Raw genomic sequence first — 15,671 nt, forward strand, 5'->3', positions numbered from 1 at the left:
CATAGCAAGCATTCAAAATGGTACAAAGTACTAAACTGACTCGTATATTTTTGTGTATCTACATAATTTCGTGACCGGATAATGAGAACAAAACTAGTCACCTTAAGAAATTATCAGCAGTAATTAAACTCCTGAAGATATTTTTAACAAAATAGATGTCACCATGTTTATCCAGGTAAAATCATACCAAGTCTAAACCATTTAAAACCTGTTACTGCCGATTAGAGAAAATTGACCTGCAAAAAAACCACATTACTTATTTATGAAGAATGACCAATCTTATATCGTGTTAAATAAAGATAACTTTGGAATTATAATCTAACAATTAACTACGTGACCTGTATTAACGTTGATATATTTTCAGACAGACAATCAAACATACTTCTTAAATTTTCTTAAATAAATTCAATTGATTGATAGTTGATTTTTTGTACCACGGGGGGAAATGCGATATTTAAGACACCTGTATCGCGAATTGAAAGGATTAACCAACATATACAAGGCTCTACTATCCGAGAGCGTCAAAGATTTCTCTTTGGCCCCTGTGGATAGTTAGTTTCATATGAGGTATCTCCCGCCAGGGAGGCTATCGTCTCCCACAATCGCTTTAGCCTGCATAGTCGTGCATTGAGTCTGTCTGACCGTTAAACAAAGAAACACATTGAGATTACGAAGGATAATTGAATCAGGAGAGTCAGTGAGAAGTAAGTCGTGGAGCGGGCGAAGGGAATCGAACCCTCGTATAGAGCTTGGGAAGCTCTCGTTCTACCATTGAACTACGCCCGCATTGGAGTGCGTAAGGGATTATAAACCTTACGCTCTTCTTGGCAAGGGACTAACTGACTGACTGGCGATTAATTCACCGTCAGCATTTTGGCTTACTGCCCTTTGGTGGCAAATAACGCAGCGGATCGATAGCCGTCGCCCGATAGCGGATCTGGAAATGCAGCCGCACCGTGGTCGCATCCGAGCTGCCCATCGTCGCGATCTTCTGCCCGGCTTTCACGTTTTGACCGTTGTTCACCAACATCGTGTCATTATGCGCATACGCAGTGATGTAGTCCTCACTGTGCTTAATCATAATGAGATTACCGTAGCCCCGTAGCTGATTACCGACATAAACCACCTTCCCGGCTCCGGCGGCATAAATCGGCGTACCGCGCGCAGCTGAGATATCAATGCCTTTATTGCCGCCGTCCGCGGTTGAATAAGGCAGAATCACTTTACCGCTGGCAGGCCACTGCCAGCAACGCTGTCCGACCGGTGGCCAGGAGGACTGCGGTACGGACGAAGATGGTCTGACCGCCGCCGTTTTGGTTGAGGATTTCGTCGTTGTTTTGCCAGAGCCTGAACTGGTTTTCGCGCCGCCGCTGACCTTCAGCTTTTGCCCCACTTCAATGGTATAGGGCGGTGAAATATTATTCAGGCGTGCAAGCTCTTTTACGCTGGTCCCGGTGGCGCGCGAAATACGGTATAGCGTATCTCCCCGCTTCACGGTATACACGGAGCCGGAATAACTTCCTGTATCAGACGACTTGCTCCCGGAACAGCCTGCTAACAGCAGACCGACACACAGCAGCATCGCGATACTCAGGCCATTTTTCTTCAGGCGTCCTGCACTCAAAACAATACCTCGCAACATTTTCAGACGCTTTATCATAGCAGCCAGAAACCGGATGCCAAATCATATCGCGCAACGAAGCGTCGACTCTGGCATTTCACACCCTCTGTTAATCATTCTGACTTAATAAAGCATATAATGTGAATGCTTAAGATTGATGGTGGACGCTATGCGACAGGAACATGTCATTTTATTGAATGAGCAGGGCCTGCCCTGTGGAACACTGGAAAAGTATGCGGCGCATACCGCCACAACCCCCCTGCACTCTGCTTTCTCATGCTGGATATTTAACGAGCAGGGTCAACTGCTGGTCACCCGCCGTTCGCTGCACAAAAAAGCCTGGCCAGGCGTCTGGACCAACTCTGTCTGCGGTCACCCGCAATTGGGTGAAAGCACCGAAGCCGCTATTATCCGCCGGGCTAGCTTCGAGCTGGGTGCAGACATCGACTCGCTCAGCCCCGTGTATGCTGATTTTCGTTATTGCGCCACGGATCCGAGTGGAATAGTGGAAAACGAAGTATGCCCGGTTTATGCCGCACATATCGTCAGTGAGCTACAGCTAAACCCAGATGAAGTGATGGATTCCCAGTGGAGCAATCTTGAGGATGTTTTAAGCGGGATTGACGCGACGCCGTGGGCTTTTAGCCCGTGGATGGTAATGCAGGTTTCAGACGTTAAGGCGCGAGAGTTACTGCGCAAGTTTGCCAACGGGAATTGATTGCCTGACGGGGCTACGCCCATCAGGCCTACATAACGCATTGTAGGCCTGATAAGGCATCAGCCGCCATCCGGCATTTCACATCTTACTTAACCGGGCGCATTGCCGGGAACAGGATTACGTCGCGGATAGTATGGCTGTTTGTGAACAGCATAACCATACGGTCGATACCAATGCCCAGGCCCGCAGTCGGCGGCAGACCGTGTTCCAGAGCGGTAACATAGTCTTCGTCGTAGAACATCGCTTCGTCGTCACCTGCATCTTTGGCATTAACCTGATCCTGGAAACGCTGCGCCTGATCTTCTGCATCGTTCAGCTCGCTGAAGCCGTTACCGATTTCACGTCCGCCAATGAAGAATTCGAAGCGATCGGTGATTTCCGGATTTTCATCATTACGACGCGCCAGCGGAGAAACTTCTGCCGGGTACTCGGTAATGAAGGTCGGTTGAATCAGGTGCGCTTCTGCAACTTCTTCAAAGATTTCGGTCACGATACGGCCCAGACCCCAGCTCTTCTCAACTTTGATGCCGATAGATTCCGCAATCGCTTTTGCAGAATCGAAGTTATCCAGATCGGCCATGTTGGTTTCCGGACGGTATTTCTGAATCGCTTCGCGCATCGTCAGTTTTTCGAACGGCTTACCAAAGTCAAAGACTTCTTCGCCGTAAGGCACTTCAGTCGTTCCCAGAACGTTCTGCGCCAGCGTACGGAACAGCGATTCGGTCAGTTCGATCAGATCTTTGTAGTCCGCATAAGCCATGTAGAGTTCCATCATGGTGAACTCTGGATTATGGCGAACAGAGATGCCTTCGTTACGGAAGTTACGGTTAATTTCGAATACGCGTTCGAAGCCGCCAACCACCAGGCGCTTGAGGTACAGTTCCGGCGCGATACGCAGGTACATGTCCAGATCCAGCGCGTTATGATGGGTGATAAACGGACGCGCTGCCGCCCCGCCTGGGATCACCTGCATCATCGGGGTTTCTACTTCCATAAAGCCACGACCAACCATGAACTGACGGATACCCGCCATAATCTGTGAACGCACTTTAAAGGTATTGCGGGATTCATCGTTAGAGATGAGGTCCAGGTAGCGTTGACGATAGCGCGCTTCCTGATCCTGCAGACCGTGGAATTTATCCGGCAATGGGCGCAACGCTTTCGTCAGCAGACGCAGCTCGTTACAGTGGATAGACAGCTCACCGGTCTTGGTCTTGAACAACTTACCTTTCGCGCCGAGGATATCGCCCAGATCCCATTTTTTGAACTGCTCGTTGTAGACGCCTTCCGGCAGATCGTCGCGAGCAACGTACAGCTGAATGCGGCCGCCAACATCCTGCAGCGTAACGAATGATGCTTTACCCATAATACGGCGGGTCATCATACGGCCAGCAACGGATACCTCAATGTTCAGCGCTTCCAGCTCTTCGTTTTCTTTCGCGTCGAAGTCAGCATGCAGTTGGTCTGAGGTATGATCGCGACGGAAATCGTTCGGGAAGGGGATCCCCTGCTCGCGCAGGCTCGCCAGCTTCTCACGGCGCGTTTTCAGTTCATTGTTAAGGTCGGCTACCGCGTCAGCGCCCTGTACGTGTTGTTCAGACATGTTGGTTCCTCATAACCCTGCTTTCAAACTTGCTTCGATAAATTGATCCAGGCTGCCATCCAGCACCGCCTGCGTGTTGCGGGTTTCAACCCCAGTACGCAGATCTTTGATGCGGGAGTCATCAAGGACATAAGAACGAATCTGGCTACCCCAGCCGATATCTGATTTAGTATCTTCCATCGCCTGTTTCTCGGCATTCTTCTTCTGCATTTCCAGTTCATAAAGCTTCGCTTTCATCTGCTTCATGGCCTGGTCTTTGTTCTTGTGCTGGGAACGGTCGTTCTGACACTGCGTCACAATCCCAGTCGGGATGTGGGTGATACGCACCGCAGATTCGGTACGGTTAACGTGCTGACCGCCCGCACCAGAAGCGCGGTAAACGTCAATACGCAGGTCCGCCGGGTTGATATCGATATCAATATCATCGTCAACTTCCGGGTAGACAAACGCAGAGCTGAACGACGTATGGCGACGACCGCCGGAGTCGAACGGGCTTTTACGCACCAGGCGATGTACACCGGTTTCAGTACGCAGCCAACCGTAAGCATATTCGCCAGCAATTCTGATGGTCACGGATTTAATACCCGCCACTTCACCTTCAGATTCTTCAATAATTTCAGTCTTAAAGCCGCGCGCTTCAGCCCAACGCAGGTACATACGCATCAGCATGCTTGCCCAGTCCTGTGCTTCCGTACCGCCGGAGCCAGCCTGAATATCGAGATAGCAATCTGCGCTATCATATTCACCGGAGAACATACGACGAAATTCCAGCTGGGCCAGCTTATCTTCCAGCGTATCAAGTTCTGCTACGGCTTCGTTAAAGGTTTCTTCGTCGTCGGCTTCTACAGCCAGTTCCAGCAGGCCGGAGACATCTTCCAGGCCCTGGCTCATCTGATCGAGCGTATCAACGATGGCCTCAAGGGAGGAACGCTCTTTACCCAGCGCCTGCGCGCGTTCGGGTTCGTTCCATACGTCCGGCTGTTCCAGCTCGGCGTTTACTTCTTCCAGACGCTCTTTCTTGGCATCATAGTCAAAGATACCCCCTAAGAACGTTAGAGCGCTCCGTGAGGTCCTGAATGCGGTTATTTACCGGATTAATTTCAAACATTGTCTGATTTCTTTTATTGGACTAGTCAAAATGCGGTTATAAGAGCGGGATTGTAACTAATCCACACCCTTTTTTATAGCGAATATACACATCATCCTTCAAGCTGCCTCTTTGTTGGCTGCGCGATTTCGCCCCAGTCACGTACTGCTCGTACGCTTATGGAGACTCATCCACTTGCCGCCTCGATGCAGCTTGAATGATTTTGTGTAAAGTGACGCTAAAGTGGCCAGATATTATCGATTATAATCTGCAGGCTGCGGTTGCCGCGAAACTCATTAATATCCAGTTTGTAGGCAAGCTGAACTTCGCGAACACCGTTATCCGGCCAGCAGGTGGTATCAACGTTAAACGCAATACCGTCCAGCAACGGTCCACCACCGACGGGCTCCACCATCACCTTCAGATGACGCTCACCGACCAGACGCTGCTGGAGCAGACGGAAATGCCCGTCAAACAGTGGTTCCGGGAACATTTGTCCCCACGGTCCGGCATCACGCAGCATTTGCGCGACCTCCATGGTCATCTCCGCCGCGCTCAGAGCACCGTCAGACACCACTTCGCCCTGCAGTAAGGCGGGGTCCAGCCACTCGGTTACCAGTTCGCCGAAACGCTGCTGGAAACGCTCAAACTGCGCCTCTTCCAGCGACAAACCCGCCGCCATAGCGTGACCGCCAAACTTGAGGATCATACCTGGATGAAGAGTGTCCAGGCGCTCCAGCGCATCGCGCATGTGTAGCCCCTGAATCGAGCGCCCGGAGCCTTTCAGCGTACCGTCACCGGCCGGGGCAAACGCAATTACCGGACGGTGAAAGCGCTCTTTAATACGCGATGCCAGAATCCCCACCACTCCTTGATGCCACTCGGGATGGTACATCGCCAGACCGCCTGGTAGCGTATCGCTACTGCGTTCCAGCTTTTCACACAGAGTCAGCGCTTCCGCCTGCATACCCTGCTCGATCTCTTTACGCGTCTGGTTGAGTGCGTCCAGCTCATTGGCCAGCACGCGTGCTTCACCAATGTTGTCGCACAGCAACAGCGCCACGCCAACGGACATATCGTCCAGACGCCCCGCTGCATTCAGCCGTGGTCCGAGAGCAAAACCTAAATCACTGGCAGCCAATTTGAGTGGGTCGCGATTGGAAATCTCCAGCAGCGCTTTTATACCAGGGCGGCACTTTCCGGCACGAATACGGCTTAAGCCTTGCCACGTCAGAATGCGGTTATTGGCATCCAGCGGAACCACGTCGGCCACCGTGCCAAGCGCAACCAGATCGAGCAAATCCGCCAGGTTCGGCGGCGCAATTCCTCGTTCATCAAACCAGCCTTTGTCACGCAGGAAGGTGCGCAGCGCCAGCATCAGATAGAAGGCCACGCCAACGCCAGCCAGCGATTTAGACGGGAATTCACAATCGTGCAGGTTAGGATTGATGATCGCTTCAGCGCCCGGCAGCGTGTCCCCTGGCAGATGGTGATCGGTCACAACGACCGGGATCCCCAGCGTTCTGGCATGTTCAACACCCGCGTGGGACGAGATGCCGTTGTCGACGGTGACAATCAGCTGAGCGCCCCGGGCATGGGCCTGATCAACGACTTCCGGGCTTAAGCCATAACCGTCTTCAAAACGATTAGGCACCAGGTAGTCCACGTTACTGCAGCCCAACGCGCGCATCGCCAGAATGCTGAGCGCGGTGCTGGTCGCGCCATCGGCGTCAAAATCGCCGACCACGATGATTCGGGTTCCTTCGCGAAAAGCGTTATAGAGGATTTCAACCGCTTTTTCGACACCGTTCAAATGCTGCCACGGCAGCATGCCTTTCACACTACGCTCAAGCTCCTGCGCGCTGCGCACACCGCGGCTGGCGTATAAACGGCGCAGCAATGGCGGCAAGTCGGCAGGTAGCTCGGCGGTCTCGTCGGCTTCACGCCGACGAAGTTGTATCTGTTGTTTCACGCGAATTATTTACCGCTGGTTTGTTTTGCATGTGCGTCGAGGAATTCTTTCATCTCTTTCGGGCTCTGATAGCCAGGCACTACATAGCCATTGCTCAGCACAATCGCCGGCGTACCGCTGACGCCAAACTGTACGCCCAGCGCGTAGTGGTTAGCGATGTCCACATTACAGGTCGCAGGCTTCACATCTTTGCCAGCCATGGCGTCGTCAAAGGCTTTGTTTTTGTCCTTCGCACACCAGATAGATTTCATGTCCTGCTCGGCCTGGCTTTCCAGTCCCTGACGAGGGAAGGCCAGATAGCGTACGGTGATCCCTAACGCATTGTAGTCTTTCATCTCTTCATGCAGCTTGTGGCAGTAGCCACAGGTGATGTCGGTGAAAACGGTGATGACGTGTTTTTCCTGCGGCGCTTTGTAGACGATCATCTCGTTTTCCAGCGCGTTCAAATGCTTCATCAGCAGTTGGTTGGTGACGTTTACCGGGCTTGCACCGCTCACGTCATACATCGGTCCCTGAATAATATGTTTACCGTCTTCGGTAACGTACAACACGCCGCTATTGGTCAGTACAGTTTTCATGCCCGCAACCGGAGCAGACTGAATCTCGGTACTCTGAACACCCAGCTTCGCTAATGACTGGCGAATCGCCGCATCGTCTGCATGTACCATGCCGGAAAACGCCGTCGCCAGCAGGGTGAACATCATAAAACGTTTTTTCATAACCTATCCTTTCCTGTCAGCACTCACGCTCGCGGGTGATGCTGTTGATGTAGTTGCCGCAAGCGCTCCGTTGCGACATGAGTATAAATCTGCGTTGTCGAGAGGTCGCTATGCCCCAGTAGCATCTGCACCACGCGCAGATCAGCGCCATGGTTGAGCAGATGCGTGGCAAACGCATGCCGCAGGACGTGCGGGGACAGCTTTTCGCTGTCGATTCCAGCCAACACAGCATAGTGTTTGATACGATGCCAGAAGGTTTGACGAGTCATCTGTTGCGCCCGCTGGCTGGGAAACAGCACATCTATTGATACACCGTTGAGCAACCACGGACGCCCATGCTCCAGGTACGTTTCCAGCCAGTACACCGCCTCCTCACCTAACGGGACAAGGCGCTCTTTATTACCTTTACCGATCACCCGAACCACGCCCTGACGCAGGCTGACGTCACTCATCGTCAGCCCCACCAGTTCAGACACGCGCAGGCCTGTGGCATACAATACTTCCAGCATGGCTTTATCGCGAAGTTCCAGCGGTTGTTCTATCAGCGGCGCCTGCAGAAGTCGTTCGACCTGTGCTTCGCTGAGATCTTTGGGCAGACGCTGCGGAAGTTTAGGTGATGCAAGCGAGGCGCTGGGGTCATCTTCGCGATATTTTTCACGGTACAGATGCTGAAAAAAACGCCGCATTGCACTGAGCAAGCGTGCGGAACTGGTGGCTTTATATCCCCCATCCATCCGCTCAGCCAACAATGCTTGCAGGTCATCACTCTGCGCGGTCGCAAGCGAGGCGCCGCGGTGATGTAGCCATTCAACAAGCATGGTCAGATCGCGACGATACGCACTTAGCGTGTTTTCCGCCAGATTTCGTTCCAGCCACAGGGCATCAAGAAACTGCTCGATGCGCGCCAGATCCTGTTCCACTCGCGCCCCTTATTTCACTCTCATTTTTGATGCATTATGCCTCATTGTGCCGAGAATGCGGCGATTCTGTTACACTACCCGCAACGCTACAGCAGAATTGAGATGTTTACGTCATGAACATGGGTCTTTTTTACGGTTCCAGCACCTGCTATACCGAAATGGCAGCAGAAAAAATCCGCGATATCCTGGGTCCCGAACTGGTGACACTGCACAACCTCAAAGATGATTCCCCGACCTTAATGGAGCAGTATGACGTGCTCATTTTAGGCATCCCAACCTGGGATTTCGGTGAAATCCAAGAGGACTGGGAAGCGGTCTGGGAGCAACTGGACGACCTCAACCTGGAAGGCAAAATTGTTGCGCTTTACGGTATGGGCGATCAGTTGGGATACGGTGAATGGTTCCTGGATGCGCTGGGTATGCTGCACGATAAACTGGTCACCAAAGGCGTAAAATTTGTTGGTTACTGGCCAACCGAAGGGTATGAATTTACCAGCGATAAGCCCGTCATTGCCGATGGACAGCTGTTTGTTGGCCTGGCACTGGATGAAACAAACCAGTACGATCTCAGCGATGAACGCATTCAGGCCTGGTGCGAGCAAATCCTTGGTGAAATGGCCGAACACTGGTCCTGATAACCATTTTGCCGGATGTAGGCGTAAACGCCATATCCGGCCTACATGCCGCACCGAACCGTAGACCTTAACGCTGCACGCCATCAGGCATTCATCAGCATTATCCCTGCTTCGCCTGTTGCAGTATTAACCGCCGCAAATCCCGCCACTCCGCGTCATCCATACTGTCTGCCGCCAGCCACAAATGCTGACGTTTTCCGGCATCGGAACGTAAACGCAGCATCATGCCTGTTTTGACCATCCAGGGTGCGCTAGCAATAGTCCACTCTTGCCCTTGCCAGCGTAGACGACCGTCCATCAACAGCCGAATCTCGCCCTGACAGGCATTGATTCGGCGCTGGCTACGGACGCTATCGAACACCACCAGAGAGAGCAGAACCAGCCATAATGGGGTGTAGCTCAATGGCCAGGGCATCAATAATATAAATACCGCCACCAGCCCATGAATGAGCAGCGAAAGCCATTGCGCGCGCCATGAAACGCGTAAATCAGATTGCCACTGGACCACGTTCCCGATTCCGTGTCTGGATAAGTCGCACCATCTGCTCTAGCTGAGCATCAGCCGGTTTCCCATGATTCATCAACCAGTTAAATAAGTCTGGATCATCACATTCTAGCAGACGGATAAAGATACGTTTTTCTTCATCACTTAAGCTGTCATATTCATGTTCGAAAAACGGCATGATCGAGATGTCCAGCTCACGCATACCGCGACGGCATGCCCAATGAATACGTGCTTTGTTGTTAATATCCATGTTCTTCTTCCTGTCTCGCGAAAACGAAGTATCCCGCTATTGTAACGTGTTTTTCCCTCATATTTACGGGAATATCAGCAAACGGAAGCGTGCTCGCTAAATAAAACCACATTAAGTCAAAGGATTCAGCATTTTTGGATGTCTCCTCGCAAAGCTTAATATATGGCACAAATAGCCTGTTTAAACCGCTTGCAATGGGCCATAGCTCTTTTACCATTAGTCATTATCACTGCGTTAAGCAAATCAGGACATTAATTATGGCTTTTATATCTTTTCCTCCTCGCCAGCCTTTCGCGTCAACGCGCTTGCCTCTGACGCTAATGACGCTCGATGAATGGGCGCTCGCCACCATCACCGGTGTCGACAGTGAGAAGTATATTCAGGGTCAGGTCACAGCGGATGTCAGCCAGATGACCGAGCATCAGCACGTGTTGGCAGCACATTGTGACGCCAAAGGTAAAATGTGGAGCAACCTGCGTCTGTTCCGCCAGGGTGACGGTTTTGCATGGCTTGAGCGCCGTAATCTGCGCGATGCGCAGCTCACCGAACTGAAAAAATATGCAGTCTTCTCGAAAGTGGCGATTGCCCCGGACGACGAGCGCGTACTGCTGGGCGTCGCGGGATTCCAGGCGCGTGCTGCGCTGGCCAATCTCTTTAGCGAATTACCAAACAGCGATAAGCAGGTCATTACTGAAGGTTCTTCCACCATATTGTGGTTCGAACATCCCGCTGAGCGTTTCCTGCTGATCGTTGATGTTGCAACGGCGGAAACCCTGGTAGAGAAGCTGCGCGGTGAAGCGGAGTTAAATAACAGCCAACAGTGGCTGGCGCTGGATATCGAAGCAGGTATTCCGGTGATTGATACTGCCAACAGCGCGCAGTTTATTCCGCAAGCCACCAATCTGCAGGCTCTGGGCGGGATCAGCTTTAAAAAAGGCTGTTATACCGGTCAGGAAATGGTTGCTCGCGCAAAATTCCGCGGAGCCAACAAACGTGCCATGTGGACGCTGGCAGGTGCGGCCAGTCGGGTACCGGAAGCAGGTGAAGACCTGGAGCTGAAAATGGGCGAGAACTGGCGTCGTACCGGCACCGTACTCGCCGCGGTGCAACTGGCGGATGGACAGGTACTGGTGCAGGTTGTGATGAATAACGACATGGAAGCCGACAGCGTGTTCCGCGTTCGTGACGACGCGAAAACGCTGCATATCGTACCGCTGCCGTATTCGCTGGAAGAGTAAATCGCCGGGTGGTGACTTTATCTTACCGGGTCACGAGTTTTAAAGACCCGGTAAGCACAGCACCGCTGGGTAATAATAATTACGCCTGCCCCACGTACAGGTAGATCGCCAGGAAATGGCAAACGCTGCCACCCAGCACAAAGCCGTGCCAGATCGCGTGGTTGTATGGAATGCGCTTACAGACGTAGAAAATAACGCCCAGCGAATACACCACACCACCAACTGCCAGCAACGTCACCCCCCCCACCGCCAGCTTAACCGCCAGTTGATACACCACAATCAGCGATAGCCAGCCCATCGCCAGGTAGGTTACCAGCGACAGAACCTTAAACCGGTGCGCAATGGTCAGTTTGAATAAAATACCGAGCAGCGCCAGGCTCCAGATAACAATCATCAGTCCACGTGCCAGCGGCGAATCCAGCCCCACCAGCAGAAATGGCGTGTAGGTCCCGGCAATCAGCAGATAAATCGCGCAGTGGTCGAACTTTTTCAGCCAGACTTTTGCTCTTTGATGGGGGATCGCGTGATATAAAGTTGAGGCGAGGAACAGCAGGATCATGCTGCCGCCATACAGGCTATAGCTGGTTATCGCCACGGCGCTGGCGTTGGTATCCACTGCCTGAACCAGCAACAATACCAGTCCGACAATCCCAAACACCAGCCCGATACCGTGACTGATGCTATTGGCTATTTCCTCTGCCAGCGAATATCCCTGCGCAATTAATGGCTTCTGAACCATATTTTACTCCCGAGAAACGAACACTATCGTGATTGCTCCTCTAGCGTAACTGAGAATGGTTCCAGTGAACACCTGTTAGCTAAAATATTTGCCAACTAAATAATAATCCATAAAAATCATGATGTTATATTTTAATATTCAGCTAACAGGCGTACCGTTAAAATCAAAGGCATTTAAAATCAATCACATAAAATTGTGTTTGATCCGGGTAAATCTCGGCAATCACGTGTTTAAGTTCTTCTAGCGTCATGTTTTCCTGGCGAGCATGTTTCTCCGTCAGCGTATCCAGCGTGACGGTTGAGGTGCCAACAACCTCAATCGTGCAGAAGTACCCCTCATCTTCGAAGCGCCCAACCCGTAGAATGTCACCGGCTTTGAAGTGTGATTCGGACTCGTCACGAATCGTAATGGTTTTGCGTCCGGCCAGAATGTCATCCTGGAAACGCTGAAAAAAAGTGATGTCATTTGGCTGCATGTTATTATTCCCTGTAGATGAAGTCTGATGAGTGAGTTTTGCCATTGTGAGTATGTTCTCCCACGCTGCCATCGCCAGTCTCAACAATCTTGAGATGCTGGTCTACAACTATGTCATCAAAAACCGTGACAAAGTCATGTACATGACCATTCGTGAACTGGCGGATGCCGTGGACGTTTCCACCACCACCGTACTGCGCTTTTGCCGCAAGCTTAAGTGTGAAGGTTACTCAGAATTTCGCGTACGCTTCAAATTATATTTAGAGCAGAATGAACCGCAACAGGCTAATTTCGGTGCCAGCGAAATTATCAGCTTCTTTAAAGGCGTCAATAACGACGAGTTCGACAAATTACTCGATCAGGCTGTTGATATTATATTATCTTCCGAGCGTATTATATTCGTCGGGGCGGGAACATCCGGAGCTCTGGCAAAATATGGCGCACGTTTTTTCTCAAACGTCGGAAAATTCAGTAACCACATCGATGACCCTTATTTCCCGGTAACTAATGATATGGCCAGAAACGCGCTGGCGATCGTGCTTTCCGTTTCTGGAGAAACCGAAGAGATCCTACGCTTTGCCAGCCAGTTCAGTCTGCATAACTGTAAGGTTCTGTCGGTCACCAGCCATGAACATTCGCGCCTCGCGAAACTTGCCGACTTTAATCTCTCCTGGCACGTTCCACAGACACGCATTGCCGGGGTATACGATATAACCACGCAGATCCCCGTTATTTATATTCTGGAATCACTCGGTCGCAAGCTGGCGAAAAGAATAGCGTAAAAAAAACAATATGTTTTTTTGATGTAACAAATCACATTAACGCTATTTTGTTATATCGTGACATTTATCTTTCCTTTGTTAGACTCAAAATCAGATTGTATTAATTTGAAACTGAGCGCAGATGAAAAAACTTACCTTACCAAACGATTTTTTATGGGGCGGCGCGGTTGCGGCGCATCAGGTTGAAGGCGGCTGGAATAAAGGTGGCAAAGGGCCCAGCATTTGCGACGTACTGACCGGGGGGGCACACGGCGTTCCGCGAGAAATCACTCAGGACGTCGTGCCAGGTAAGTACTACCCCAACCACGAAGCCGTCGATTTTTACGGACATTACAAAGAAGACATTAAGCTGTTTGCCGAGATGGGCTTCAAATGCTTCCGTACGTCAATTGCCTGGACCCGTATCTTCCCCAAAGGGGACGAAACCCAGCCAAACGAAGAAGGGCTAAAATTCTACGACGACATGTTTGATGAACTGCTGAAGTACAATATCGAACCGGTCATCACCCTTTCCCACTTCGAAATGCCGCTACACCTGGTTCAACAGTACGGTAGCTGGACCAATCGTAAAGTCGTTGATTTCTTTGTCCGTTTTGCTGAAGTGGTCTTTGAGCGCTACAAGCACAAGGTCAAATACTGGATGACCTTCAACGAAATCAACAACCAGCGTAACTGGCGTGCACCGCTGTTTGGCTATTGCTGCTCCGGCGTGGTGTATACCGAGCATGAAAACCCGGAAGAGACTATGTACCAGGTGCTGCACCACCAGTTCGTGGCCAGCGCTCTGGCGGTGAAAGCCGCACGTCGCATCAACCCTGAAATGAAAGTCGGTTGCATGCTGGCAATGGTCCCGCTATACCCGTACTCCTGTAAGCCTGAAGATGTGATGTTCGCGCAGGAATCAATGCGTGAACGCTATGTATTCACCGACGTTCAACTGCGCGGCTACTATCCATCTTATGTACTGAACGAGTGGGAGCGCCGCGAATTCAATATTCGAATGGAAGCTGGCGATGAACAAATCCTGCGTGAAGGCACCTGCGACTATCTCGGATTTAGCTACTACATGACCAACGCGGTAAAAGCGGAAGGTGGTAGCGGCGATGCTATTTCCGGTTTTGAGGGCAGCGTGCCGAACCCGCACGTCAAAGCATCCGACTGGGGCTGGCAGATTGATCCGGTTGGCCTGCGTTACGCCTTATGCGAACTGTACGAGCGTTATCAGAAGCCATTGTTTATCGTTGAAAACGGATTTGGCGCTTACGACAAAGTTGAAGAAGACGGCAGCATCCACGATGACTACCGCATCGACTATCTGCGCGCCCACGTCGAAGAGATGATGAAAGCGGTAACGTATGACGGCGTAGATCTGATGGGCTACACGCCGTGGGGCTGCATCGACTGCGTCTCGTTCACCACCGGCCAGTACAGCAAACGCTACGGTTTTATCTACGTGAACAAACACGACGACGGCACCGGCGATATGTCGCGTTCGCGTAAGAAAAGTTTTGAGTGGTATAAAGCGGTGATTGCCAGCAACGGCGAGAATCTGTAATTTTTTGCCGGATGGCGCTGCGCTTATCGGATTTACGGGAACTGAACCTGTAGACCAGAGCAAACATTTACGCCGCCATCCGGCAAGCAACGCATTACTTCCCGCCGGCCAGCTCCAAAAAACTGCCCGTGACGTAAGACGCCTTCTCACTCAGCAGCCAGGTAATCGCCTGCGCGACCTCTTCCGGCTGTCCGCCGCGCTGCATAGGCAACATGGATTTCACGCGATCGACCCTTCCCGGCTCGCCGCCTGACGCATGCATTTCCGTGTAGATAAGACCGGGTCGCACGCAGTTCACGCGTATCCCCTGCGCCGCAACCTCCAACGCGAGGCCGGTGGTAAGCGTGTCCACCGCACCTTTTGAGGCTGCATAATCAACGTATTCGAACGGGGCGCCAAGCCGTGACGCCGCCGAAGAGACATTCACAATCGCCCCGCCCTGACCGCCGTGCTTAAACGACATGCGCTTTACCGCTTCCCGACAACACAGAAAATAGCCGGTAACATTAGTCGCCAGGACGCGATTAATACGCTCAGCGGTTAGACTTTCCACCGTGCTCTGTTCAAACAAAATCCCGGCATTGTTCACCAGAGCAGTCAGCGGCTCGCCCTCGCGGTCAATGGACTCAAACATCGCCCCGACCTGGCTTTCATCGCTGATATCTGCCCGCAGAGCAAACGCCTTTCCTCCCGCAGCGGCGATATTGTTCACCACCTCCGTTGCCGCACGAATATTGTGATGAAAGTTAACGGCGACCGTGTAACCCTCTAGCGCTAACTGCATCGCGGTTGCCCGACCAATACCGCGACTGCCCCCCGTAACCAGTGCTATAGCCATCACTATTCTCCCCAA

At 51.8% G+C, this 15,671-nt stretch carries 16 protein-coding genes and 1 tRNA gene; 5 read left to right on the plus strand and 12 right to left on the minus strand.

Features of this window, described 5'->3' with window-relative positions:
- Positions 1–712: 712 nt before the first annotated feature.
- Positions 713–786, minus strand: a tRNA-Gly gene (locus tag N0B36_RS13450).
- Between the two features lie 79 nt (positions 787–865).
- Positions 866–1,624, minus strand: a complete 759-nt coding sequence (gene actS, locus N0B36_RS13455; RefSeq protein WP_046274955.1) for an amidase activator ActS — start codon at positions 1,622–1,624, stop codon at positions 866–868.
- A gap of 166 nt (positions 1,625–1,790) precedes the next feature.
- Between actS and idi the strand changes: the two genes are divergently transcribed.
- The gene (idi, locus tag N0B36_RS13460) at positions 1,791–2,339 is read left to right on the plus strand and encodes an isopentenyl-diphosphate Delta-isomerase (protein ID WP_259688485.1); all 549 of its coding nucleotides are present in this window, start codon (positions 1,791–1,793) and stop codon (positions 2,337–2,339) included.
- Positions 2,340–2,424: 85 nt separating this feature from the next.
- Here idi and lysS read toward each other — a convergent pair whose 3' ends face one another.
- The 5 genes from lysS to xerD form a co-directional block, all read right to left on the minus strand.
- Positions 2,425–3,942 (minus strand): lysine--tRNA ligase, encoded by a 1,518-nt coding sequence (gene lysS, locus N0B36_RS13465; protein WP_200079801.1) that lies wholly within the window; start codon positions 3,940–3,942, stop codon positions 2,425–2,427.
- Between the two features lie 9 nt (positions 3,943–3,951).
- A protein-coding gene (prfB, locus tag N0B36_RS13470) for a peptide chain release factor 2 (RefSeq protein WP_100250065.1) occupies positions 3,952–5,050 on the minus strand; the annotation gives its coding sequence in 2 pieces (ribosomal slippage) (positions 3,952–4,974 and positions 4,976–5,050; 1,098 coding nt in all).
- Positions 5,051–5,267: 217 nt separating this feature from the next.
- Entirely contained in the window at positions 5,268–7,001 is a 1,734-nt protein-coding gene (gene recJ, locus N0B36_RS13475; RefSeq protein WP_016157413.1) for a single-stranded-DNA-specific exonuclease RecJ, read from the minus strand.
- Positions 7,002–7,006: 5 nt separating this feature from the next.
- Entirely contained in the window at positions 7,007–7,720 is a 714-nt protein-coding gene (gene dsbC / locus N0B36_RS13480; RefSeq protein ID WP_200051867.1) for a bifunctional protein-disulfide isomerase/oxidoreductase DsbC, read from the minus strand.
- Between the two features lie 23 nt (positions 7,721–7,743).
- The gene (xerD, locus tag N0B36_RS13485) at positions 7,744–8,640 is read right to left on the minus strand and encodes a site-specific tyrosine recombinase XerD (protein WP_016154346.1); all 897 of its coding nucleotides are present in this window, start codon (positions 8,638–8,640) and stop codon (positions 7,744–7,746) included.
- A gap of 113 nt (positions 8,641–8,753) precedes the next feature.
- Between xerD and fldB the strand changes: the two genes are divergently transcribed.
- Positions 8,754–9,275: a flavodoxin FldB gene (gene fldB / locus N0B36_RS13490; protein WP_016154347.1), complete on the plus strand. Its 522-nt coding sequence runs from the start codon at positions 8,754–8,756 to the stop codon at positions 9,273–9,275.
- A gap of 100 nt (positions 9,276–9,375) precedes the next feature.
- Here fldB and N0B36_RS13495 read toward each other — a convergent pair whose 3' ends face one another.
- Entirely contained in the window at positions 9,376–9,783 is a 408-nt protein-coding gene (locus N0B36_RS13495; protein WP_016154348.1) for a protein YgfX, read from the minus strand.
- On the minus strand, positions 9,764–10,030 hold the full coding sequence (gene sdhE / locus N0B36_RS13500; protein WP_016154349.1) for an FAD assembly factor SdhE: 267 nt from the start codon (positions 10,028–10,030) through the stop codon (positions 9,764–9,766). Before sdhE ends, N0B36_RS13495 begins: the two co-directional genes overlap by 20 nt.
- Before the next feature lie 257 nt (positions 10,031–10,287).
- On the opposite strand from sdhE, the gene ygfZ reads away from it, so the two are divergent.
- Positions 10,288–11,268, plus strand: coding sequence for a tRNA-modifying protein YgfZ (gene ygfZ, locus N0B36_RS13505; protein ID WP_047499319.1), 981 nt, complete (start codon positions 10,288–10,290; stop codon positions 11,266–11,268).
- Positions 11,269–11,347: 79 nt separating this feature from the next.
- Here ygfZ and trhA read toward each other — a convergent pair whose 3' ends face one another.
- Positions 11,348–12,007 carry a PAQR family membrane homeostasis protein TrhA gene (gene trhA / locus N0B36_RS13510; RefSeq protein ID WP_153690042.1) on the minus strand — a complete coding sequence of 220 codons (660 nt, stop codon included), beginning with the start codon at positions 12,005–12,007 and terminating at the stop codon, positions 11,348–11,350.
- 163 nt (positions 12,008–12,170) lie between these two features.
- The gene (yqfB, locus tag N0B36_RS13515) at positions 12,171–12,482 is read right to left on the minus strand and encodes a N(4)-acetylcytidine aminohydrolase (RefSeq protein WP_016154352.1); all 312 of its coding nucleotides are present in this window, start codon (positions 12,480–12,482) and stop codon (positions 12,171–12,173) included.
- Positions 12,483–12,534: 52 nt separating this feature from the next.
- Between yqfB and N0B36_RS13520 the strand changes: the two genes are divergently transcribed.
- Both N0B36_RS13520 and bglA read left to right on the plus strand, forming a co-directional pair.
- A complete protein-coding gene (locus tag N0B36_RS13520; RefSeq protein WP_259688511.1) occupies positions 12,535–13,263 on the plus strand; it encodes a MurR/RpiR family transcriptional regulator in 729 nt (242 codons plus the stop codon).
- Between the two features lie 121 nt (positions 13,264–13,384).
- Positions 13,385–14,818, plus strand: a complete 1,434-nt coding sequence (gene bglA, locus N0B36_RS13525) for a 6-phospho-beta-glucosidase BglA (protein ID WP_016154353.1) — start codon at positions 13,385–13,387, stop codon at positions 14,816–14,818.
- 94 nt (positions 14,819–14,912) lie between these two features.
- On the opposite strand, the gene N0B36_RS13530 is transcribed toward bglA, so the two are convergent.
- Complete coding sequence (locus N0B36_RS13530; RefSeq protein WP_259688486.1) at positions 14,913–15,656, minus strand: SDR family oxidoreductase; 744 nt, start codon at positions 15,654–15,656, stop codon at positions 14,913–14,915.
- Between the last annotated feature and the right edge of the window lie 15 nt (positions 15,657–15,671).

The sequence above is a fragment of the Citrobacter sp. XY323 genome (genome assembly GCF_025106035.1).
Lineage (GTDB): Bacteria > Pseudomonadota > Gammaproteobacteria > Enterobacterales > Enterobacteriaceae > Citrobacter > Citrobacter braakii.